24 protein-coding genes and 1 tRNA gene are annotated in these 21,600 nt (G+C 45.7%); 9 read left to right on the forward strand and 16 right to left on the reverse strand.

Translation table 11 applies throughout. The features are described 5' to 3' along the window. Nucleotides 1-56 precede the first annotated feature (56 nt). Nucleotides 57-1,193 carry a FecR family protein gene (locus KXD93_RS05035; protein ID WP_258135795.1) on the reverse strand — a complete coding sequence of 379 codons (1,137 nt, stop codon included), beginning with the start codon at nt 1,191-1,193 and terminating at the stop codon, nt 57-59. 107 nt (nt 1,194-1,300) lie between these two features. Then, a complete protein-coding gene (locus KXD93_RS05040) occupies nt 1,301-1,891 on the reverse strand; it encodes an RNA polymerase sigma factor (RefSeq protein ID WP_258135796.1) in 591 nt (196 codons plus the stop codon). Between the two features lie 138 nt (nt 1,892-2,029). On the opposite strand from KXD93_RS05040, the gene KXD93_RS05045 reads away from it, so the two are divergent. The 3 genes from KXD93_RS05045 to KXD93_RS05055 all read left to right on the forward strand — a co-directional run bounded on the left by KXD93_RS05045 (nt 2,030) and on the right by KXD93_RS05055 (nt 3,449). Next, nucleotides 2,030-2,455, forward strand: coding sequence for a hypothetical protein (locus KXD93_RS05045; RefSeq protein ID WP_258135797.1), 426 nt, complete (start codon nt 2,030-2,032; stop codon nt 2,453-2,455). Between the two features lie 85 nt (nt 2,456-2,540). Continuing rightward, nucleotides 2,541-2,879 (forward strand): zinc ribbon domain-containing protein YjdM, encoded by a 339-nt coding sequence (locus tag KXD93_RS05050; protein ID WP_258135798.1) that lies wholly within the window; start codon nt 2,541-2,543, stop codon nt 2,877-2,879. Between the two features lie 135 nt (nt 2,880-3,014). Continuing rightward, on the forward strand, nt 3,015-3,449 hold the full coding sequence (locus tag KXD93_RS05055) for an Hsp20/alpha crystallin family protein (RefSeq protein ID WP_258135800.1): 435 nt from the start codon (nt 3,015-3,017) through the stop codon (nt 3,447-3,449). A gap of 184 nt (nt 3,450-3,633) precedes the next feature. Here KXD93_RS05055 and KXD93_RS05060 read toward each other — a convergent pair whose 3' ends face one another. The 11 genes from KXD93_RS05060 to KXD93_RS05110 all read right to left on the reverse strand — a co-directional run bounded on the left by KXD93_RS05060 (nt 3,634) and on the right by KXD93_RS05110 (nt 11,478). Further along, nucleotides 3,634-4,239: a chemotaxis protein CheB gene (locus KXD93_RS05060; protein ID WP_258135801.1), complete on the reverse strand. Its 606-nt coding sequence runs from the start codon at nt 4,237-4,239 to the stop codon at nt 3,634-3,636. A 181-nt stretch (nt 4,240-4,420) separates the two neighbouring features. Continuing rightward, on the reverse strand, nt 4,421-5,299 hold the full coding sequence (locus tag KXD93_RS05065) for a DUF4238 domain-containing protein (protein ID WP_258135802.1): 879 nt from the start codon (nt 5,297-5,299) through the stop codon (nt 4,421-4,423). After that, nucleotides 5,277-5,621 carry a hypothetical protein gene (locus tag KXD93_RS05070; protein ID WP_258135803.1) on the reverse strand — a complete coding sequence of 115 codons (345 nt, stop codon included), beginning with the start codon at nt 5,619-5,621 and terminating at the stop codon, nt 5,277-5,279. Before KXD93_RS05070 ends, KXD93_RS05065 begins: the two co-directional genes overlap by 23 nt. Next, nucleotides 5,575-6,015, reverse strand: a complete 441-nt coding sequence (locus tag KXD93_RS05075) for a hypothetical protein (RefSeq protein ID WP_258135805.1) — start codon at nt 6,013-6,015, stop codon at nt 5,575-5,577. Before KXD93_RS05075 ends, KXD93_RS05070 begins: the two co-directional genes overlap by 47 nt. An 85-nt stretch (nt 6,016-6,100) precedes the next feature. After that, a complete protein-coding gene (locus KXD93_RS05080; protein WP_258135806.1) occupies nt 6,101-6,331 on the reverse strand; it encodes a hypothetical protein in 231 nt (76 codons plus the stop codon). A 68-nt stretch (nt 6,332-6,399) separates the two neighbouring features. Next, nucleotides 6,400-8,427, reverse strand: coding sequence for a conjugal transfer protein MobC (mobC, locus tag KXD93_RS05085; RefSeq protein WP_258135807.1), 2,028 nt, complete (start codon nt 8,425-8,427; stop codon nt 6,400-6,402). Between the two features lie 11 nt (nt 8,428-8,438). Then, nucleotides 8,439-9,413: a DUF5712 family protein gene (locus KXD93_RS05090; RefSeq protein WP_258135809.1), complete on the reverse strand. Its 975-nt coding sequence runs from the start codon at nt 9,411-9,413 to the stop codon at nt 8,439-8,441. Between the two features lie 4 nt (nt 9,414-9,417). Continuing rightward, entirely contained in the window at nt 9,418-9,966 is a 549-nt protein-coding gene (locus KXD93_RS05095) for a BfmA/BtgA family mobilization protein (RefSeq protein ID WP_258135811.1), read from the reverse strand. Between the two features lie 157 nt (nt 9,967-10,123). After that, nucleotides 10,124-10,498, reverse strand: coding sequence for a hypothetical protein (locus KXD93_RS05100; RefSeq protein WP_258135812.1), 375 nt, complete (start codon nt 10,496-10,498; stop codon nt 10,124-10,126). 132 nt (nt 10,499-10,630) lie between these two features. Continuing rightward, on the reverse strand, nt 10,631-11,095 hold the full coding sequence (locus KXD93_RS05105; protein ID WP_258135813.1) for a hypothetical protein: 465 nt from the start codon (nt 11,093-11,095) through the stop codon (nt 10,631-10,633). Between the two features lie 32 nt (nt 11,096-11,127). Next, a complete protein-coding gene (locus KXD93_RS05110; protein WP_258135815.1) occupies nt 11,128-11,478 on the reverse strand; it encodes a hypothetical protein in 351 nt (116 codons plus the stop codon). Nucleotides 11,479-11,600: 122 nt separating this feature from the next. Here KXD93_RS05110 and KXD93_RS05115 point away from each other — a divergent pair, with 122 nt between their 5' ends. Together KXD93_RS05115 and KXD93_RS05120 are read left to right on the forward strand one after the other, a co-directional pair. Further along, entirely contained in the window at nt 11,601-11,762 is a 162-nt protein-coding gene (locus KXD93_RS05115; RefSeq protein ID WP_258135816.1) for a hypothetical protein, read from the forward strand. Further along, nucleotides 11,759-13,219 (forward strand): recombinase family protein, encoded by a 1,461-nt coding sequence (locus KXD93_RS05120; RefSeq protein WP_258135818.1) that lies wholly within the window; start codon nt 11,759-11,761, stop codon nt 13,217-13,219. Before KXD93_RS05115 ends, KXD93_RS05120 begins: the two co-directional genes overlap by 4 nt. Before the next feature lie 324 nt (nt 13,220-13,543). Here the strand turns inward: KXD93_RS05120 and KXD93_RS05125 are convergent, their stop codons facing one another. Then, entirely contained in the window at nt 13,544-13,786 is a 243-nt protein-coding gene (locus tag KXD93_RS05125; protein ID WP_258135819.1) for a hypothetical protein, read from the reverse strand. A 368-nt stretch (nt 13,787-14,154) separates the two neighbouring features. On the opposite strand from KXD93_RS05125, the gene KXD93_RS05130 reads away from it, so the two are divergent. The 3 genes from KXD93_RS05130 to KXD93_RS05140 all read left to right on the forward strand — a co-directional run bounded on the left by KXD93_RS05130 (nt 14,155) and on the right by KXD93_RS05140 (nt 19,764). After that, entirely contained in the window at nt 14,155-16,050 is a 1,896-nt protein-coding gene (locus tag KXD93_RS05130) for an ATP-dependent nuclease (protein WP_258135820.1), read from the forward strand. Then, complete coding sequence (locus tag KXD93_RS05135) at nt 16,034-18,028, forward strand: UvrD-helicase domain-containing protein (protein ID WP_258135821.1); 1,995 nt, start codon at nt 16,034-16,036, stop codon at nt 18,026-18,028. The genes KXD93_RS05130 and KXD93_RS05135 overlap by 17 nt, the downstream gene beginning before the upstream one ends. Before the next feature lie 185 nt (nt 18,029-18,213). Next, nucleotides 18,214-19,764: a recombinase family protein gene (locus KXD93_RS05140; protein WP_258136117.1), complete on the forward strand. Its 1,551-nt coding sequence runs from the start codon at nt 18,214-18,216 to the stop codon at nt 19,762-19,764. Here the strand turns inward: KXD93_RS05140 and KXD93_RS05145 are convergent. Further along, nucleotides 19,724-19,798, reverse strand: a tRNA-Val gene (locus tag KXD93_RS05145). The genes KXD93_RS05140 and KXD93_RS05145 overlap by 41 nt on opposite strands. 216 nt (nt 19,799-20,014) lie before the next feature. Continuing rightward, nucleotides 20,015-20,326 (reverse strand): hypothetical protein, encoded by a 312-nt coding sequence (locus tag KXD93_RS05150; RefSeq protein WP_258135822.1) that lies wholly within the window; start codon nt 20,324-20,326, stop codon nt 20,015-20,017. Nucleotides 20,327-20,906: 580 nt separating this feature from the next. On the opposite strand from KXD93_RS05150, the gene KXD93_RS05155 reads away from it, so the two are divergent. After that, nucleotides 20,907-21,599: a ferritin-like domain-containing protein gene (locus KXD93_RS05155; RefSeq protein WP_258135823.1), complete on the forward strand. Its 693-nt coding sequence runs from the start codon at nt 20,907-20,909 to the stop codon at nt 21,597-21,599. The last annotated feature ends 1 nt before the right edge of the window (nt 21,600 follow it).

Here is a 21,600-nt window from a genome sequence, read left to right on the forward strand (position 1 = left end):
TGTCTTTTCCTGTTTTGCTCCTTTCTTTTTTTGGGTGTGTGATCAATAATTTATGTTTATGGGGTGATGGTGAGTTTATTGCCTTCCAGTTTATAGCGGATACCGCCGTTAGCCAGGATTTGCAGGGCCCGGTTTAAAGTCGCCTTTCGCGACACCTTCATGTTAAATTGCTGGTCGGTCGGCGGTGTAGCGAAGACCACATCGACTTTGTACCAGCGGGCAAATTCACGCATGATTTCGGGCAGGGTTTCCAGTTCATAGCGGAAATAGCCGTCCTTCCAGGCGGTGTATACTTTGGTATTGACTTCGCTGATGACTTTAATGGTTCCGTTGGTGTTTCTGGCTTGTTGTCCGGGTATAAGTGTGATGTTGTTGATTTTGATGCTGCCTTCAACAAGCGTGGTTTTGAATGTTGGTTCGTTGGCATAGGCGTTAACGTCAAAGCTGGTGCCGATATCTTCGATGGTTTGGCCGTTGGCTTCAACTTTGAAGGGGTGTTTGCTGTTATGTGCCACTTCGAAGTAGGCTTCGCCGGTGAGTGTCACTTTTCTTTCTTTCCCGTTGAATGCAGTCGGGAAAGTAATGCTCGATTCGGCATTCAGCCAAACCTTCGTGCCATCCGCCAAAACCAGCGGGTAGGGCGATTGCTCGCCCTTCGCTGTGCTTAACGTATTGTAACTAACCTGATCTCTGCTTTGATTTTTGGCGTTATAGGTGATATTATTTTCAGAGGCATTGATGACCGTTTGGCCCTGTTGGGCCAGCTTGCCGGATAATCCTTTGGTGAGGATGATCTTTTTGCCGCCGGCAAGGGTGAGTGTCGCCTGATTATGACCCGGAGGGATATCATTTTTCACCAAAGACACGCTTTGCTGTTCAGATGGCTTACGCAGGAAGAAATAAACACCCGAACTCAGGGCCAGGATCACAGATGCGGCTACGGCGATACGCGGCCATAAGCGCCATTTTGACCGCTGAACCTGCGGCTGGGAAACAATATGCTCATAGACCTCCATCGCCCCGGCATGTTCCATACCCGGCGTGTCATCCGCCCGGTTCCAGAGTTCTTCGGTCAGCTCGCGGAGAGTCTCGGTCGGCCCTGCCAGCAAAGCCTCCCATTCCAGCAATTCCCCGCCGGTCAGTTTGCCCGCCCGGTATTGTTCATATAAATAATTGGTCCTGTCTTTGTCCATCCTGGTACAGTTATTAAAACTTAGTGGTTTGTTGACACTAATTTAATACCCTTTTAGTAGTAAGTCGGACGACAGGAAAATTCGAGGTAATTTTATTTTAACTTTTTTTACAGCAGCCGGAGAATGATCAAAATGGCCGCCACACCGGAGTGTTTCAGCACATATTCCCGCAGGAACTTTAAAGCCAGCTTCATGTGCGTTTGCACCGTCCCGTGGGAGAGGTTCAGCTGCGCCGCAGCTTCTTCGTATTTCAGCCCCTGCTGCTGGCAGAGCCGGTAAACCAGCCGTTGCTGTTTGGGCAGCAACCGGATACCATCTTCCAGTATCCGCCGCGACTCATGGAGAAGGATGCTTTCCTCGGTTTCCCGGTGGCTATCCTGGTAAGTAAGGCCCAGTTGCCTTTCCGCTTTTTCCGCCTTTACCTGCTGCCGCAGCAGATCAATCGCCCGGCGTTTGGCGATGGTTTTCAAATAACCTTCCAAACTTTTGACCTCCTTTAAGCGGTAACCCAGTTGCCAAAGGTGCAGCATGGTTTCCTGCACCACCTCGCGGGCGGGCTCCCTGGACTGGAGCAGCCGGTAGGCAAATTTGAAGATCTTGTCGTTGTAAGCCAGGTAAACCTGTTTAAAGGCCAGGGCATCCCCTTCTGCAATTTTATGCAGCAGCTCCTGTTCATCAAATAGGGGTTTCACGACCATAACGACACTTTTCCAAATCCTAATTTACGGAAAAGCGGGTCAATGATAAAAAAAAAATGTGAAAAACCGTCGCAGCCAGGCTTTTAGCGCTGCGATACATTTTTTATACCTAACTTGCTTTAACTAAACCCTTGACTTATGGAGCTTGCTTATAACGGCAATAATGCCAAACTCGTTACCGTAGTACAGGCGGCTAACCGCATCCTGGCTGACCCAGCTTTCTTTAACCAGGTTAGCGCCCTGCCGGTTTTTGCCTATTCCACGTATAATGGTGCGCAGGTCGCTGCCGAAATGCAGGGTATCGGACAGCCTATCCAGGTTGATACCTATTGGAACCCGCTCTCGGGCGCTACCGCCAAGACCGAAACGGAGATCAATATCAATACGGCCAAGCTGAACCGGCCCAACGCCTCTATCGTCAATACCCTGGTGCACGAAAGCGTTCACTATACCGACTGGGCGGTCAACGGAGAATGGGATTACACCGACCGAAATGTATTCGAGGACCCGCCGGTGTCGGCACCTTATACGATCGGAGCGCTTGCGGAAAGCATGGCCGGCTAATCCTAAGCTTTAAAAGGGGCGGTAATCATTCCTGTATGGAAACAGGAAGTAATGCTACCTTTGGGGCTCAACAGACCAAATAACAATGAGTGAACTTTTACCTTGCCCGATCTGCCAATCCCCTTATACTTATGAACTGGACAGCAAATTGGTATGCCCGGAATGCGGAAATGAATGGAGCGCTGCCGAAGAACCGGCAGTTGAGGAAGGCTTTGTGGTGAAAGACAGTAACCGCCATATCCTGGCGAACGGAGACTCCGCAGTCACTATCAAAAACCTGCCGGTAAAAGGAACTTCGCAAAGCATCAAAGCCGGCACCAAGGTCAGGAACATCCGCCTGGTGGACAGTGATCACAACATTGACTGTAAGATCGAGGGTTTCGGCGCGATGGCCCTCAAATCGGAATTTGTTAAAAAAGCCTGACGGTGAAAAACTGACACCTGAACTGTAATTTTTTCAGCCTGCCCATGCAATTTTTTCAGCGTGTTGCTATTGGCATAGTACTTGTAAAATGCTTACAAGAGTAATTCTTAAAACATTTTAAAGGAGAATTAGGCCATGACTTTAGTTAAATGGAACAACAAAACCAATAACGCGTTATTGCCAGGCTTTAACGACGTTTTCGAATCTATTTTTAATGACACCTTCTTCAATGACCGGATGGTCACCCGCGTCCCTGCGGTGAACATCAGCGAAACTGAAAACAACTATCATGTGGAACTGGCCGCGCCCGGTTTGAAAAAAGAAGATTTCAAACTGAACCTGGAACGCAATCAGCTGACCATTTCGGTGGAACAAACTTCAGAGCAGGACAACCAAAAGAACTACAGCAAACGCGAATACAGCTACAGCTCTTTTGTGCGTTCGTTTACGCTGCCGGAAAGCGCCGATGACAGCAAGATCGACGCCAGCTACACCGATGGCGTATTGCGGATCGACATTGCCAAACGCGAGGAAGCCAAAGCAGTGCGCAGGCAGATCGAGATCAAATAAATGATAACAGTTTTTAAATTCCGGAGGGCTCCTGCTTGCAGGGGCTCTTCGATTTTAATTCGGCCGTTATGGAAATGAATGGGGTTAATAGAGACGCACCGGGATTATTTTTAATCAGTTCCGCAAGTTAGTGATCCCGCTATTGCCTTATTTGAAATTTTATAGGCTATGATATTGTTGAACGCTATTTAAATTTCTTAACGATACGAATAATCTCCCTGGGCATCTTTTTGGGATTCAGGATAAAGTCCGCGTAGCCGGAGTCAATGACCCCTTCCGGCATACTGTCTTCTTTGGCGGATGAAAGATCCTGCACAACAATGACCCCTCCGTTTTCTGAAATCGCTTTAATGCCTTTGGTTCCATCCTTACCCAGGCCGGATAAAATGACGGCAATGATGTTAAAGCTGCGGTTATCCGCCAATGAGGCGAAAAAAATATCGATGGCACGGTTGACTTTAATATCCAGGTCCCTTGGCTTGAGGATAAGCTTTTCGTCCCGGATCGTCATCACTTTGTTTTCGGGCATCACATAGACCTTATCTGGCTGGATCTCCGTCTCTTCTTCTACCTCACAGACCTCGATCGCGGCATGCTTTTGGATCATGGAAGTTAGAACACTTTTCTGGTGCGCGTACAGGTGGGTGGTGATCACATAGGTTACCGCATCAGGCAACGTATGATCAAAAAAATCGTATAGTGCAGGCGTGCCCCCTGCGGAGGCACCTAATGCGATCAGCGTTTTCTTTTTCACAGGCTTGCCAAGTGCTTTCTGCCCAGGTTTTTCCATCTTTTCTTGTCAAGGGTCATTGTAGTTTCCTTAGTAAGGAATTAATAATCAGCGCATTTGTTCCTGTATTTTTATTTAAATATTTTGCGCCTTTTGTTTTTTTAGTATACCTGAGCAACAAGCGATACAAGGGATAGTTTTAATACGAGGATGATAAACAAGGTCAGGTACTGATCCCGGTTTAGAGTGTCAGATGATCAAAAATAAATTTCCGGAGTTCCGCTTCCGAACCAAAGTTTTGTCGGAAAGCCTCTTTCAGGTGTAACAGGTATTCTGTATCCACGCAGCAAACATATTCCCTGGCCTGAAGTACCATCAGCATATCGATATAAAACTTGATGTTCGGCGCAAATATCCCGCGCATATGGCGGATGCGGAAAAACACTTTGTTGGGTGTCAGCGGAAAGATCAGGTCATCCAGGAAGGCGTCCGCCTTTTCGGGGTGCCGCAGGATTACCGGGCTATCGCTGCAAATGGCGGGAAATGGATCAGTGAACGTTTTAACTGTACAAGGCCAGTTACAATCCAGCAGGTTCCAGTAATTCGTAGCCGGCAGTACATTCCGTAACCTTTTAAAATAGGAAGGATCAGCTTGAACCCAAGCTGCAAATTGATCTGGATCGACCTGTTTCATCGTCCTTCTATCGATGACGGCCACACCGAGTTGGTTCAGTTGATCGAGGCTGGTTGCCGAATTGATGACTTCGCGCTGCGAAGGCACCCGCCAAAACAGTTCTCCTGCAAAGTAATTCAGCCACACCACATCCTGGTTATCCAGCCCGAATCCTTCGTTAACCACTTTGATCTTCTCTAAGATCCGCGCATACCGGCTCTCGTTTGCGCTGTAAATTGCTTCCAGGTAATCATCCGCCCAACCGTCTGTTTGAGCTATATTGTCATTTTCTAAAAAGAAGTGACTTGCCGGTGAAAACCATTTGCCGCCGCCCTTGAACCGGCCGTTTGCTATAGCATAGATCAGAAATTTTCCCTGTTCATTGGCAAAACCCTTCAGGTAAAACTGCGGCAGGTAATGATGCTTAGCCACGTAAAAAATGATCAACGAGTGCTGTCCATTCTTCCTGTATCGAAACCTCCGGACGACGCCGGCCAGCTTTACGGTACCAGTAATCGGCATTGCCGGTGTCGCCCTCTTTACGGTGCAGGTAAGCGTGCACCCAGGCTGAATCCCGGTCGCTAAGGTGATCGACCTGCGCATGGGCCAGATCCCAGTTGCCTTTCGCATCATACCACAGGCTTTTCAGCTGCACCGACAGGCCGGGGCCGGGTTCGTTATCGTTTAACGATGTTTTGAATTCGGTCAACGTCTCCATTTTACTACAGTTCGTCCAATTTTCGCTGTTCCTCCTGCGAAAACTGCACATGTTCGGATAAATCCTTTACCATTTTGCGGGCGAATATGGAACCTGGATCATCACTTTTCAGCACATCATCATCGCCGAGGTCCGCATTGGGCCCATAAATAGCCTGTTTCAGGTCCTTGCGCTGGTTGATTTCATTTACCTTTTGGTCGACCTTTTCCACCATGGAATCATCCGGTATGCCGTTTTCAGCGAGGTCCTTAAAATCCCGGTAAGGCTGCAGGTTCACCTTCATGACCTTTTGCATCACTTCGCCCCATTGCAGCAATTCTTCCTTACTGTAGTCCGGGCTATTCTTTTTGGCCATGTATTGCACCATGGCCAGGTACTGCTCGGGCGTACCCCTAAACCGCCGGCCCAGGCCGAGCAGTTTGCCAATAAAAGTCAGGAATCCCATACGCATTCGTGTTGGTTATCGTAAAATTAGGGATTTTTTTCTGGCCGCTTACCTTTAAGGAGATGGCAGGCGGTATGTTAATTGATTAATTCCGGTAGCGCAGCACGATCGCTTTACCGATAGCCTCGGCAATTTCCTCTAATCCCTCGCAGGCCGGCTCGCCGCAAATCCAACTTCTTCCCTGGCGGACGAGCGGAAGCGTCTTTCCGTCCAATTCCACCTCGATCTCGCCGGTTCCGGCGCGCAGCGGGTCAGGATTTAAAATGCGGAATGTATAATCGGCCTTTCCTACTGTAATACGCGGCACTTGTCGCATAGCAGCGGTGAAGATAAAAACCAAGCGGCAAAAACCGAAATGCGTTTGAAAACTGCCGTTGAGCAGGGTCAGATCGACAACCGCTGCCCCGGATCATCATCACCAGGCTCCGGCGCTTGTGCGTCCCCGGCTTCCTCCGCCTTTTTCGGCTTCCGCGCCTCCAGCTTGGCCAGTTCATCCCGCACCAGTGCAGCAATCTCCGACTTAATCTGCTGGTAATTTTCCTGTACATCCTCCGCCGTCACCAGCCTGATCTGCGGTAATTCCTTATAGGCCGCGGTTTCTTTGGCTATCGCCCCGTGGTCATTCTGAAAAGCACAATGAAACATCTTTTGCGGGATACGCTGGTCGGGGTTATCCGCCACAAAACCCACAAATTCACCGGATGACAGGGAAGCAATGGTCGAAGCCGGTATCGCGTAATCCAGCTGCGTTGACCGGGTAATGGAAGTATCCGAACTGTTGATGCTCTGACTTTCCCGTCGCTGCATGATCTTGCCAAAAGTTTCTGATAATTTCTTCGCCGCATCCCCGGTTTGCTGGCCGCAGATCAGATTACCGCCGATACTGGTAATCACATTGGCTTTTTCCGTCCCGTAATTATCCTTTAATTGCTCGACCGACTGGATACCCAAAACCACGCTCATCAAATTACTCCTGCCGGTACTGATCGCCGGTATGGTATCCACCGCCAGGGTGGGGTATTCATCAAACAAAAAGACCGATTTTAGTTTGTTCTTTTGGTTGCAGACCTTCAGCGAACGGGTCGCGAACAATGAGGCCACCGGGCCAAAGGACTGGATCTTCAGCGGGTTATTGCCCAAACAAACGATCTTGGGTGCTGCCGGGTCATTAATGTCCAGCGTAAAATCGTTACCGCTCAGTACATAATACAATTGCGGGGAGGACAAACGCGCCAGGGCGATCTTGGTACTGCCGATCTGCCCTTCCAGTTGCGGTGCCGCTTTTCTTAATAATGCGGACACAAAGGGATTGATCAGCATCTTGATCTCTTCTTCCTGCTGCAATACGGCGAACAGGCTGTCATAATCCAGTTGCATGAGCTCCAGTACATGCGGCAGCGTGCAGAATTTGCCGTCACGGTATTTTCTTAAATACCAGATGATCGCCGTCAGGAAGTTAATGGCGCTTTCCACGAAAAAATCACCCTGCTTCTTTGCCCAGTCCCGGTTCAGCCCCAGCATGATCGTCCGGGAGGCTTCGGTGGCGTCGGTAATATCGCTCATGCCCAGCGGCTCCAGCGGGTTGCAACGGTGGCTGCGGCAGGGGTCCTCAAAATTAATCACATAGAATTTGGGTTTGACTGTGTAGTTGTTTTGGTATTGCAGCAATTTATTATAGGCAATCTTCGTCAGGTCATCGAATTTAAAATCATAGATAAACAGGCTGCTGCCTTTCCGGATGGCCTGGTCGATCATCGGCTGAATCACAAAATAGGTTTTACCCGCGCCCGCCGAACCGATCAGCAACAGGCTCCGGTGCGGGTTGATAATGTTTACCCAGGAATCCCTTGTTTTTCCTTTCAGCCGGTATCTGGCGCGCAGATTAAAGGAATAGTCGTTTTCCAGCAGCCTTTCTTCCTGGGGGAAGGTCTCATTTTCCGTGTTGAATACATCCTTGTTCAGCTTGTTTTTGATCAGCCGGGACAATAAACCGCCGCCGGTCAGGATGAGCAGGTAGCCGATGGTCGTCATGCCCATATAGGCGATAGCAATAATTGCGTTGGTTGCGTTAAGGTAAAAACAAAGGGCGCTAATAAAATAAATGAGCAGGCCTGTTACCAGATAAATGATAATAGGCTTCAGCTGTATTTTCTCATCTTTCCGGCCCTTGCTGCCGATGAGCGAAATCACCAGGCAGAGCAGCGCCCCCAGCTTGGGTTTGGTGATATTATTGAATAAACCAGTCTTCGCGATATTGGTCACGATGCGTGTCGTGATCGTTGCCGTCCAGTGCCATCGCTGGAATGCCGCAAAGCAGCTGATATAAAAATGCAGCGCTAAAATAAAAATGCTGATCATGCGGATAAAATCGATGATCTTGCGCAGGCTGTTAATGTCTTCCCCGGTTTGCATGATTCACTGTTTTATAAAGTAATTTCCTGGTCTTGTGCCTGGTCTTTGGTTCTCCGGCGTTTCTTTTTGCGGCTTACGCTCGGCGCTACTTCCGGACCGGTCTTGCCCAAAGCGATGGCCAGGTAATTGGTCGGTTGCTGTTCCGGCAGGTAGGTTTTACCCGCGTCCCTGTGGTCTTGCTGTATTTGCGTTTCCCTGCTCAGGTTGGTAGTTTGGGCTTTCCCCTTGGAGCTATCTTTTTGTTGCTGTTGCTTACTTTTATCCTCCCGCAAAGCCATCCGTTCTTTCAGGTTGCCGTTCTTTTGGGTCTTGGCATAGGCAAAAGTCTCTTCCAGTTTGCGGTCGAAACCAAAAGTTTGGTCAAACAGTTGTTCCCCGGAATTGATAAAGGCCGCCCGGTCGAACTGGCCCAGTTTCTTGGAGTGCTCCACGTTCCTGCCCCGCGATTTATTCATCGGGCTGAGTTTGATCTTATTGCTGATGTCCTTGCGGCTGACGATGACCTGGATGTGCATTTGTTCCCCCGGCTTTCGTTCGCCGCGTTTCCGCTCGCCGTTTTTAACCTCTTTATCCTTGTGCGAATAATAGCGGTGGTTTTCCAGCTTGGCGAACCACAACAGGTCTTTATTGCTTTCAATACCGGGACGGTTAAAGTTCCTTGCATATTCATCCATGACTTTGGCGGCGTAGGCTTTGAACTGGGCTTGGGTATCATCGCCGTATTGCTCCTTCAGAAAAACGATCTCTTTCTGGCTGGGGCTGATATTGATCAAAAAGAACTTGGCATCGTCCCGGCTGAGTTTGGCGATATTATTATCCAGGCTGCGCCTGACTTCGGTAGAAGATACCTGGTTACGGCTACCGTTGAACCAGTGTTCCGGTTGCAAATTATCCAACAGGCGTTGTTCCTTGTCCAGGTAATGCACGAGCGCCCCGCTGCCGCCCTTGTTGTTTCCAGTTTCGCTGTCGCTGATCTTGATATGCATGGCCTTATAGTTTACTGACCTGTTGTTTGGCTTCCTGTAGCAGGGCGTCCCGCTCTTTCGGCGGCGTGTTCTGTAGTGCCCTGGTATAATTCGTCAGGATAAACCCGAATTTGACCTTAAGCTTTTCCTTGTTGTCGAGTTGCTGGCCTATCGCGTCAAGCTGCCTGGCCTGGGCTTCCTGCTGTTGCTGAATGGTTTTGTTGGCGTTCAGCACCTGCTCGTTAAAATACCGGACGATCTCCCGCTGGTTGACGATCATCCGGTCGACGTTTTCTTTGACGGGGATGAGCAGGTTATCTTCCTGCGACCGGATAAAGCGGATATAGGTCTGGTGGTTTTTGGCCAGCGCATTTTTCAGCAGTTCGTCGTTGATGTCTGCCGGGTCTTTTTTGGTACGGTAGAAATAATCGACCATGGCGATGAATAGTTCGACCTGGTTGCGGCCCAGCTTTTCACAGAGTTTGACCAGCTTCTGGTGCGTACCCACCGGGAAGCGGATCGATTTTTCGGGCGGGCGCTTTTTTAGGGACTTTTTATCGGGGGATATATCCATCGGTATATCATTTTGTGGCTTAGTGGTCGTTTCAGAGCGGCAGGATATACCAGGAGTATATCCTTAACCCCGTTTGCTGGGCAAACGGCAAGCAGAGTAGGGCTTTGCCCAACTCCGGCTTGCTCCTTTTTTTTCTTCAAAAAAAGGACATTGACCTTTAAGTTTTAGGTGCCGCCTTGGGGCGGCTGATCTTGTTGAGCGTGGGATTGTCGTTGCTGTTGCGCTCGACCTGGACCACCAGCGTGCTGCAGAAGGACAGTTCCGCCACATTCGTCTGATGCAGCTTATAGCTCCGTTCCTTATCCAGGAATACTGTGAGCCTGATCTTCTGCCCGGTTTGTTTGAGGGTGCAATACAGGTCGATGGCGGGCAGCCGCTTCGCCCAGATCATAAAGTCTAAAATCACATGGTATTCACCGGTAGGAATGTCGTCTTTCTCGTAACTATAATCACGGGGCCGGTAGCCCGAACTAATGGCGGTCTGAAAGGAGAGGACGTTGTTGGGTTGTTCTTCTTTGGTATTTGTCGTCATGGCTTATCGTTTTGATAAGCCAAAGTTGGGGGTGAATTTCGGGGTGGTTTAACACGATGACGGGACTGTGTTAAAAGTTTTTGCCATGAATGAAAAAACCGTAATGCCCGGCAGGCATTACGGTTTGGCTTCTTAACGTTTGCGCTGTCTCTTTTTCCATGCACTAAACTCTTCTGCGAGCGGTCTATGCGCTTCGGCGATAGCATCTTTCATCATGCTAATCGCCATGTCGTCGAAATAAACCTCATGCTCGGCCAGGTCGATGCCGGGATGCCAGGCTTCATTTTTAAGACCATTACTTAGCCTGCGCTCAACTGCTTCCTCCCGGATCGAACCAAGCATTTCGAGCGATTTCTCGGCCAGCCTTCGTGATTGTCTTTCCAGTTCGTCCTCCATTGGTAACGTGAGTTGTACGCGTTTCATCCTGTGGTTGAGATCGCCCTTAAATTTGTCATAAATCTCGTCGGCACTGTTAAACTTTTGTAAGGCAAATGCTTTGGCGTAAGCCGCCAGTTCTTCTGATGTGTACTTTTTCATATTGTTTTTTTTGTATATATCGAAATAGTACTCAGAAGTTTCCCGAGGTTTCAATATCACCACTAAAATTTCTATTTATTCGTAATTGAAGGCTATCTAAAATCAAAATACATCCTGTCCTTAATATCCTCCGGGCCGTTACGTTTATTCAACATAATGTCCGGATCGCATTCTGCATGCCAGTTGTTACCATCCCATAAATAATGCTCCTGGTACATTTCTTCCTTATCGTCATTGATCAAAAACATACTCAGTTTTTCTTCACTCACAACCCAATTACCCCGCATGTCCAGCGTATTTAAACCATCATTCGTGCTCTCAATAATCGACCAGGCAATCAACAAATCCGGCCTTAATTCAAAGATTTCGAGGTGGGCGGTGTCTTCAGGGATCTCTTTGGTGTAGATGCCCGCGTGCTGTATGATCAGTGGATTAGGGTACATAAGTCATAGATAGATTGGTTACAGGGCAAACTTAATCGTTTTCCGATAAAAGAATAAAACTGTGGTATTTTAATGTTAAAGGCTTTTTCGTGTTCAATTCAATTTTGCTAAAAAACTGTGAGATGGATTTAATAGCCGATAAAAGAAATATCAACCCCGACAAAGCAATGGCGATGCTAAAAGCAGAAGGGATTGCCCTCAGCGCCGAAGACGCCATCCTCGTGCTGGATTTCCTGTATTTCCTAGCCGTGTTATTTTATAAACAACATACTGCCGAACTATGAGCGCCATCTTATATATCCGGGTCAGCACCGACGAGCAGGCTGATAAGGGCTATTCACAGCGCAACCAGGACGAAGTATTGCATAAATACTGCGTCCTAAAATCTATCCTTGTACAGGAGGTATTTTACGAAGATCATTCGGCCAAAACGTTTAACCGCCCACAATGGCAAAAGATGTTAAACGGGTTAAAAAGATCGAAGGGCAAATCCGGCGTAAACCTTGTCCTGTTTACCAAGTGGGACCGGTTCAGCCGTAATACCGCCGATGCTTACCAGATGATCGGTTTATTACGGAGCCTGAGTATCGAACCCCAGGCCATTGAACAGCCGCTCGACCTGTCCATTCCGGAGAACAAAATGATGCTGGCCTTTTACCTGGCCGTGCCAGAGGTGGAAAATGACCGCCGCGCACTGAACGTTTTTCACGGTATGCGCCGGGCAAAAAAAGAAGGCCGCTGGATCGCCACTGCGCCGACCGGCTATATCAACCGATCCACCGAAGACGGGCGGAAGTTTATCCGCCCTGCTGAACCCCAGGCAGGCATCATGAAACAGGCATTTGCCGAAATCGCTACTGGCCGCATTTCCGTGGAACAGGTCTGGAAAAAGGCGAGAAAAGATGGCCTGCGCTGCGGAAAGAACAATTTCTGGAACCTGATCCGCAACCCCATCTATTGCGGTAAGATCGTGGTGAAGCCATTCCGGGATGAAACCTTGCAGGTGGTGGATGGGCAGCACGAGCCGATCATCACCGAGGAATTATTCTGCCGCGTACAGGATGTCCTGGATGGTAAAAAATCACTACGCGAGGCAAAAACCTCCTCACTGGCGAAAATGCCGCTGCGCGGTTTCCTGGTCTGCCCAACCTGCGGCAGGCTACTGACTGGCAGTTCCTCCAAAGGGAGGAGCGCTTATTATGATTATTATCATTGTTCCAAAGGCTGCCGGACCAGCTTTAAAGCGGAAGCCGTCCATACGGCATTCGCAATGCTGCTTAAAAAACTCATCCCAAAACAGGCCTATCGCTCTTTATTTAAAGAAATTGCCCGTGACATCTTTAAACAGCAAACCTCCGGCAGGCAAAACCAACGGCTGCAAATGCTGTCCCAATTGGAAGCCCTGCACATCAGGCTCAAAAAGGCCCTGGAACTGTTAATGAGTGAAGCCATTAGCGCAGATGATTACCAGCAAATCAAAAAAGAATGTGACGGGCGGATCGCCTCCCTGGAAACGGATTTGAGTAGGATGGCGGATATGGGAGAGGCGATTACCCAATTGCTGAACCGGCACAGTAACCAGTTCCTAAATTTGACTGAGTTATACGATGGCGCCGTATTGGAGGATAAGCGAAAGCTAGTAGGGCGACTATTTCCGGAAAATGCATGTTACGATGGGGATGTTTTTAATAACAAGGCATTACCGGATGTGGTCAGCATTATATTTGAACAAAGCGGTTAACAACAAGCCTAGATATTTGCTAAATAACCAGAACTGTCCGAAAATAAAAAGCTCCCTTCCGGGAGCTGAATATTATTTCTCCATTGCTGGATAGTAGTCTCAATGACCACTCAATACTTTCGGCACCCTGTGCGGATCAAAGCTGTGGTGCCTTCATCAAGGCGGATCGTAGTCTCAATGACTACAGATGTCGATTGGGTACCCGGACTACTGTTTCCTTAGGCTTCATCTGGTATCCCCTGTTTCAAAGTGACCGAAGCACATAGGGCTTATCGGTCGTTGTGCATTGCTTGCCTGAGGAGATCATTCTTAATCCTTTCATGATCATTGAGGATCGTATTTCTCCTTCAGCGCATTCCGATCATCGTAACTTTTTAAAAGGTCAATAACGCATTTCAAAAGCCCGAGAACAATATAAATAATGATTATCGCGAAAAGAATGTTTTGGAACCAAGCCGGCGGTGACAATAACTTTGCTGTGGCGAATCCGCCCAGCAGACCTGAAACCGATTTTAAAGAAAATTGGCTGACTTGGTTTTTAAGGTTGGGGTTTATCCATTTTTTCATCTCGAATGGTATTAAACTCCAAGAACCAAAAGAACTCCTTTGCTTAAGACCCCATAAGCATAATAAACTAAGCCCTCTATAGATGTTACATTTGCAAATAACTTAACCTATCATGCCACGTCTGCAGACGAATTAAACCGGTATGGGTCTTAGCACAAAGATTAGACTACGATTGGCTCATGGGTCTGCTGTAAAATTAATCATCATATTTTACAAAAGCAATAAGCACTTAGTTATTAGTTGCTTACAACTTCAAATATTATCACTTTGATTGCGTAGGTTTGATATTTATTTCCCTGCGGCCAAAATATTCGATCTTGGTGTTTGGACATTAACCTAATCATTCCTGACCTCGTCTTTTAACAATTATGCACCTCTCAAATCTAAAGCTTTGGAATTTTCGGAAATTCGGTTCTACAGGTGAATTGGATTTGAACGATCCTGATCTAAACCTACCCTTCAATCCGCAGCTTAATCTATTGATTGGCGAGAATGATAGTGGAAAATCTTCTATTATAGACGCGATTAAGCTCGTTCTAAAGACACACTCCAATGACTGGATTAAAATTGAACTGGAAGACTTTTACTTGGACAGCAATCGCTTCAGGATTGAATGTACATTTATCAAATTAAGTGATTCTGAAGCCAAAAATTTTATTGAATGGTTAGGGTGGACCGGTGACGGTAAAAAGGCGGAACCCTATTTGCGCGTCATACTGGATGTCAGCAGAAAAGATGAGTATATCCTGCCATCAGACATTCGTGCAGGCGTTGATCCGGAAGGACATCAAATTTCCGCTGAAGCTCGGGAATATTTAAAGGTCACCTATTTAAAACCGCTCAGGGACGCAAAAACAGAATTAATTCCAAAAAGAAATTCAAGGTTATCCCAAATATTATCCGGTCATCATGCATTTAAAGGACAGGAAAAAACGCACCGGTTTGTATCGCTGATCAAGGAATTGAATGACCAAATTGAAGGATATTTTAAAGGGCTGGACAAGGAGGGGCAGGCCTTAACCGGCGTGGACAAAAGGGGCGAAGAAGTTAAAACGATAATTGACAAATATTTAGGACTATTTTCTAATCGGCTTTCCAGGTTTGAAATGAGCGGCGGTAACCTGAAAAGTATATTGGAAGGGTTGAGCCTCTTGTTTTTAGATGAATTGAATTTGGGACTTGGGAGCCATAACTTGCTGTTTATCGCCTCCGAATTGTTGCATTTGCAAAGAACGAACTGGGATGGTCTGAAGCTGGGACTGGTAGAAGAAATTGAAGCCCACCTCCACCCGCAAATACAATTGCAGGTCATGGAAACACTGCAAAAGGAAGCAGAAAATATCCAGCTGATATTTACCACACATAGCCCCAACATTGGCTCAAAGATCAGATTGGAAAACCTGATCATTTGTCAGGGAGGCAAGGCTTTTCCGATGGGTAATTTGCATACGAAACTTGATCAGCCAGATTACAAATTCTTAGAGCGCTTCTTGGACGTAACCAAGGCGAATCTATTCTTTTCGAGGGGTTTAATATTGGTTGAAGGCTGGGCCGAAGAACTCTTTCTCCCGGCGCTTGCAAAAAATATCAGCATCAATCTGACGAAGTCGGGCATTTCTGTGATCAATATCGCCAATACTGCTTTTCTCCGTTATGCAAAGATCTTTCAAAGAAATGGCAAGGATCGTATGGATGTGCCCGTTGCTGTGATAACCGATGTCGATGTAAAACCGCTGGAGGCAGGAGAAAAGAAAGAAATTACAAATGAGCAGGGGGAAACAGAGGAAGTAGCCTTTACTGAAGGTGAAATAGCCGAAAAAATAAAAGACCAGCAAACTGTTAAAGCCGCTAAGTATGACGGGCAAGTCGTAAAAACCTTTGTGTCACCATTCTGGACACTGGAATATTGTTTGGCATCTTCTGAAAAGCTCAGAAAGCTATTTTATAAATCTGTACTGGAAGCACTGTTAGAACAAAAAAACGATGGGGGTGTACAAAAACTAGACGCATATCGATCTGCAATCGCCAATGTTGAATTGCATTTTAATAATTGGAGTGAAAGCAGGGAACAAATCGCCTATAAAATATATGATCAAATATTAACTGGTAAAAACGAGTTGGGGTTGGCCCAGGATAAAATTTCTAAATCAATTGTTGCACAACGTTTCGCAGATAATTTAGAAACAACAAGCGTTGACGGCTTGCGTGATGACGAAAGTATTAAGTATTTAATAGCTGCGATCGATTATGCTTCAGGAAATTAATGACAGTGAAATCGAATACGCTGAAAAAATATTGTTCGGCAGCACTGGAAAATTCGATCAGGAACGGCTGGATTTTATCAAATGTCTGAAAAGCGTGGATTTGCAAGCGGTACCCGGCAGTGGTAAAACAACCGTATTGTTAGCCAAATTACTGATCTTGGAAAAAAGGCTTCCCTTAGAAAACGGTGCTGGAATATTAATCATTTCACACACGAATGTAGCTGTCGACGAAATCAGGAACAGGATTGGTCGCTACTGTCCAAAGTTGTTTACGTATCCGAACTTTGTAGGAACGATTCAGAGTTTCGTCAACCAATTCCTGGCTATTCCTTTTTTCGAGAATTATTTTAAAAAAAGACTTATCAGAATTGATAATGAGGTTTATAATGAGGAACTGGAGAGGGCAATGACGCTATGTGTGAAAGATCAAAAATTTGAGACTTTTAACAAAGTTAAATACATCTATAATGTAAAGCCTGCTGTGATTTTTGACTATCGGTTTGACCTCGACAGCCAATCAAAAACACATTTGGTCGGTCATATCAATGGCCCGGAACTGATCATAAAAAAGCCATTGGGCAAAACAAAGCCTGCCAATTATGTGGATTATACCGCTGATGAAAAAGTTGCGGTCATGGAGTATCTAACTGCTCTAAAATCTCAATGCCTGACGAGAGGAACACTGCATTATGACGATGCTTATTATCTCGCAAAGTTATATTTACATAAAAAGCCTGATCTAGTTAAATATTTAAGACTGCGATTCCCTTTTGTATTTGTTGATGAGATGCAGGACATGGAGAGACATCAGCATGATTTGCTGGAAAACATTTTCCATGATCCAACCCAAAACGGAAACTGCTATCAAAGGGTAGGAGATATCAACCAGTGCATTTTTACTGAAAATTCATCCTCGTTGGAAAGTATTTGGGTTGAGCGGGCGAACAGCCTAACGATTTCGGGCAGCCATCGTTTAACACCCGCTATCGCCAGCATTGTCCAAAATTTTGGTGCTCAACGACGTGTTCCAATTATCGGCCTAAATAAAGGCCCCAATCTTAGCCCATATATTATTCTGTTTAAGCAAGAGTCAATTAAAAATGTGCTCACAACATTTGGTGACCTGGTGCTGAAATACCAAGCTGAAGGCATTTTACCGAATGTTTTGTCTCCGCCCATCAGAATTATAGGATGGAATGGTAAGGAACCGGAGGTAGGTAAACTTAGAATAAGTGATTATTTTAAACCATACCTAAAAGAAGCGGCCAAACAAAAAATCGACTATTCCAACTTTCTATCTTATCTCGTTCACTATGATAAAGAGAAGATGACGTTGGAGGCGATTCGGAAAAATATCCTGAATGCCATCTTAAGGATAATTAGGATAGAACGTTTAGAGCATAACGGGAGATATTTTACAAAAAGAACCTTTTTAAGCTACCTGAGGCAATTCAAACCCGAACATATGAGTGATTTTAAAGACTTCCTCTATTATTGCTGCATCAACATCATCAGAGGCGAAACCGACGGCGTGCACCAACGGATAAACGTATATCTGCCCGGCCTGTTCCAAAGTGTGTTTGATATAAAACTGTCTTCGGAAAGTCTCCGTTTTTTATCCGATAAAAGCTTAATGGTTACACCTATGGATAAAATTGCGGAGCCGTTAAATATTTTATGCCATGATACTTTAAAATTTAAAGTTGGCCCGGTTCACTCCGTAAAAGGGGAAACGCACTTAGCTACCCTCTACCTGGAAACTTGTTATTATGATCATGAGAGTGAAAAGTCTCTTAACCAATTGATCGGGAAATGTGCTTCTGTCGAAACCAAAGTTAGAAAGCAGGAGTCAGCAAAAATGATGTATGTCGGTTTATCCAGAGCCACACACCTCCTTTGTTTCGCAGCATTAGAAAGCAGGTTACAAAATCAGGAATCCGCGCTGGAAAAAGCCGGCTGGAAAATCATAAAAATTTAAATAACTCACCCCAATCATAGCCTTTTCTTTTACTTTTTTACACCCGATTAATTCTCTTCACGATTGGTGAAATCACACTTTTTAACAACTCGAAAGGGTCGTTATTGAATATAAATATATCAGAAATTACCTTGAAAATCACTTGGTAAATATGTAAATTTAAGTTGCATCATTAATAAAAGGTTATGAAAACAGCGGCTTTATATATCCGGGTAAGTACAGACGAACAAGCGGAAAAAGGATTTTCACAAAGGCACCAGGAAGAAATGCTCCGCAAGTATTGCGAGATCAAAGGCATCTTGATTTTTAAGGTCTACTTTGAGGACCATTCGGCAAAAACATTCAAGCGCCCGTTATGGAACAAACTCATGGTCGACCTGCGAAAAAACAAAGGACAAACCGACCTGGTGTTGTTTACAAAGTGGGACAGGTTCAGCCGGAATACCGGTGACGCCTATTACATGATCAGCGTACTGCGTCGATTTGGCATCGAGCCGCAGGCCATCGAACAGCCGTTGGATTTAACGATACCAGAAAACAAGATGATGCTGGCCTTTTATTTGGCCGCCCCGGAAGTGGAAAACGACAGGCGCTCCCTCAATGTATTTTACGGGCAGCGCAGGGCGAGAAAAGAAGGCCGCTGGCCGGCTGCTGCGCCGGTTGGCTACGTCAACCTTACCGATGAACGTGGTAATAAATACATCGCCTTAAAAGAGCCCTATGCATCGGCCATGCGCTGGGCATTTGAAGAGATCGCCCGGAGAAAATTTAACCTGACACATATTTTCAAGGAGACCGCCGCTATGGGTATCAGCTGCAAGCTCAAAAATTTTTACCAGGTTATCCGCAACCCGGTCTATTGCGGCAAGGTCGTAGTGCCTAAACACCAGGACGAAGAAGAATACATTGTCGACGGCCTGCATGAGCCTTTGATCAGTGAAGCCTTATTTTATGAGGTACAGGAGGTGTTAAAACGCGGCAAAAAGACCGGGGCGAAAAAAGTTTCCGAAGAATTTCTGCCGTTAAGGGGTTTCCTGCAATGTCCTAAATGCGGTAAAATGTTAACGGGTAGTGCATCAAAGGGGCGTAAAAGCTACTATTACTACTATCACTGTTTTAAAAACTGCAATACCCGGCATAAAGCCAAAGAAGTGAACGAGGCGTTTATTACGGAATTGAACGAATACCGCCCTAAACCGGGCTATGAAGAGTTTTATGCGGAAATTATCAAACAGGCCTTTAAGCTAAACGCCAGCGGTGATTTAGACGGGCGCAGACGCGTCATGACACAGATACAGGAACTGTATGATAAAATCAATCACGCAAGGGAACTGGCTTTGTCGGGTGAGTTTGACACACGCGACTTCCGGCAGGTAAAACTGGCGAGTGAAAAAGAGATTACAGTGCTGGAATCGCAGCTGCCGGAGATGAATTTGGCTACCCGAAATATTGAAAAGATAGTTACTGGAGCGATATCGAACCTCTACAGCGTTTATAATGAGTACGATAGCTATGATTTGAAGCGGCAAAGAGGGGTAATTGGTTCCTTTTTTCCTCAAAAATTGACCTTTGACGATTCGAAAGTTCGAACCGCCAGAGTCAATGAAATTGTGTTGAATATTGCCCTGATTAACAGAAAGTTAAAGGCAAAAAAAAACTGGACTAAGGCCGATTTCTCGTCCTTGTCCAGTAAGGTGGGAGTTACTGGGTTCGAACCAGTGACCCTCTGCTTGTAAGGCAGATGCTCTGAACCAGCTGAGCTAAACTCCCTTTTTTATTGTGATCCTTGTAACGTTTGGGAGCGAAAACTTCCGTTCGTTTTGGGATTGCAAATATAGAATCTCTGTGCTATTCTTCAAAAAATAATTTACTTTTTTTATTAAAAGTTGGTAACTGGCTTATAAACTGCTAATTATAATTTCGATTTTAATCCACGACACTGGTATGGCCGGATCTTTTACAGTCTAAACGCTTAAAACTTAGCCTTCACATTGCCACATTTTGGTCGGCCCGTGGGTCTTCGGGCAATATTTCCATCTCGGGGTAGTCAATATATTCGGCGTACCACTGAATGGCGCTCACCACATCAAGGGCATCATCGGCCGCAATATTTATCGTTTCAAACGCATACAGCTTTTTTTGAGCGTATCCGTAGAGCTGGATCTCGTTACTATCAGGACTAAACGATTCCTCACTCAAACAAAATACCCTGATCTTTAAACGGGTATCCCGCGAATGAATAACATCGCGGCAAGGATTATTCGGATCGGTTGCTAATAAATATACATTGTAATCCATATAAACTTAACAACATTAATTGGTTATGGTTTCCAATTAATAGTTTTAGATTATAGGTTGTTAATAATTTGCATGCATGTTTAAAAGTATAACCGGTATTTTAAATGAGCAAAAATATTCATATGGGGTGCGAAAATAATTCCCCGGTTGTTGCCTTTTAGGAAAGGTCGTAAAAAAATTGAACGTTAAAGGCAAATAAATAAACTGGCATTGCTTTTGAGTTAAGGTTAATGCCCTTCCAAAAGGGTTGTTTTTCATAGGTAGATGTAGGGCCGACAAACTGCGAGAGTTTTTCGGCCTTTTTTATTTTTATTCATCCCGTTACGGTCTGCATCAGCCAGCAGCAAGTATTTTGCCCCCAACTCCGGTACTTCATCTCTTACTACTTCATGGAATAGTCTTCTAGGTTGTGTTTATTATTTTCCAAAAAGGAAACAAATATTCCGATTTGTGGATTTCTATAGTTGAATTCGGTTTTGTTAAATTATTTTCTTTTTAATTTAAAAATAAAAACCCGGATCAATTGAACTTACGTAGTTACAACAAACACCAATAATAAAATAGCTAAACATTTACATCTATGAAAACAGAAACACAAGAAATTGCCGGCGGCGTAAACATGGCCAGGAGGTCATTTTTACGTTACGCAGGGATGGGCGCAGCCTCTGTAGGCCTGTTAGCCACAGCAGCGTGTCATAAAGATCACGCCATCACACTCAATAATGGTGTTGATATAGGATCAGGCGACTACGGGATTCTGAATTATGCCTATGCCCTGGAACAATTAGAGGCGGCGTTTTATACCCAGGTTATTTTAACACCGTACTCGGGGATTTCAACCAGCGAAAAAACATTGTTGACTGAAATTCGCGACCACGAAATTTTGCATCGTGAATTTTTTAAAGCTGCCTTAGGTACTAATGCAATAAAGGCTTTAACACCTGATTTTAGCAAGATTGATTTTAGCAGCCGCACAGCTGTGTTAGGTGCTGCCAAGGCGTTTGAAGACCTGGGCGTTCAGGCTTATGATGGTGCCGGCTACCTTATCTCAAACCCGGATTACCTAACCATTGCCGGGAAAATTGTTTCTGTTGAAGCCAGGCATGCTGCGTTAATCCGTAACCTGATAAGCCCCGGAAGTTTTGCCGGCAGCGATGTTGTTGATACAACAAACAGCTTAAATAATTCTACAGAAATAAAGGCTGTTTTGCCAATTGCAAATACCTACCTCAAAACAAAAGTTAGTGCATCAAATTACGGTTACATCGCTTAAT

Origin of the sequence: Mucilaginibacter phenanthrenivorans, from assembly GCF_024721155.1 — a bacterium.
In the GTDB taxonomy this organism is placed as follows: Bacteria; Bacteroidota; Bacteroidia; order Sphingobacteriales; family Sphingobacteriaceae; genus Mucilaginibacter; species Mucilaginibacter phenanthrenivorans.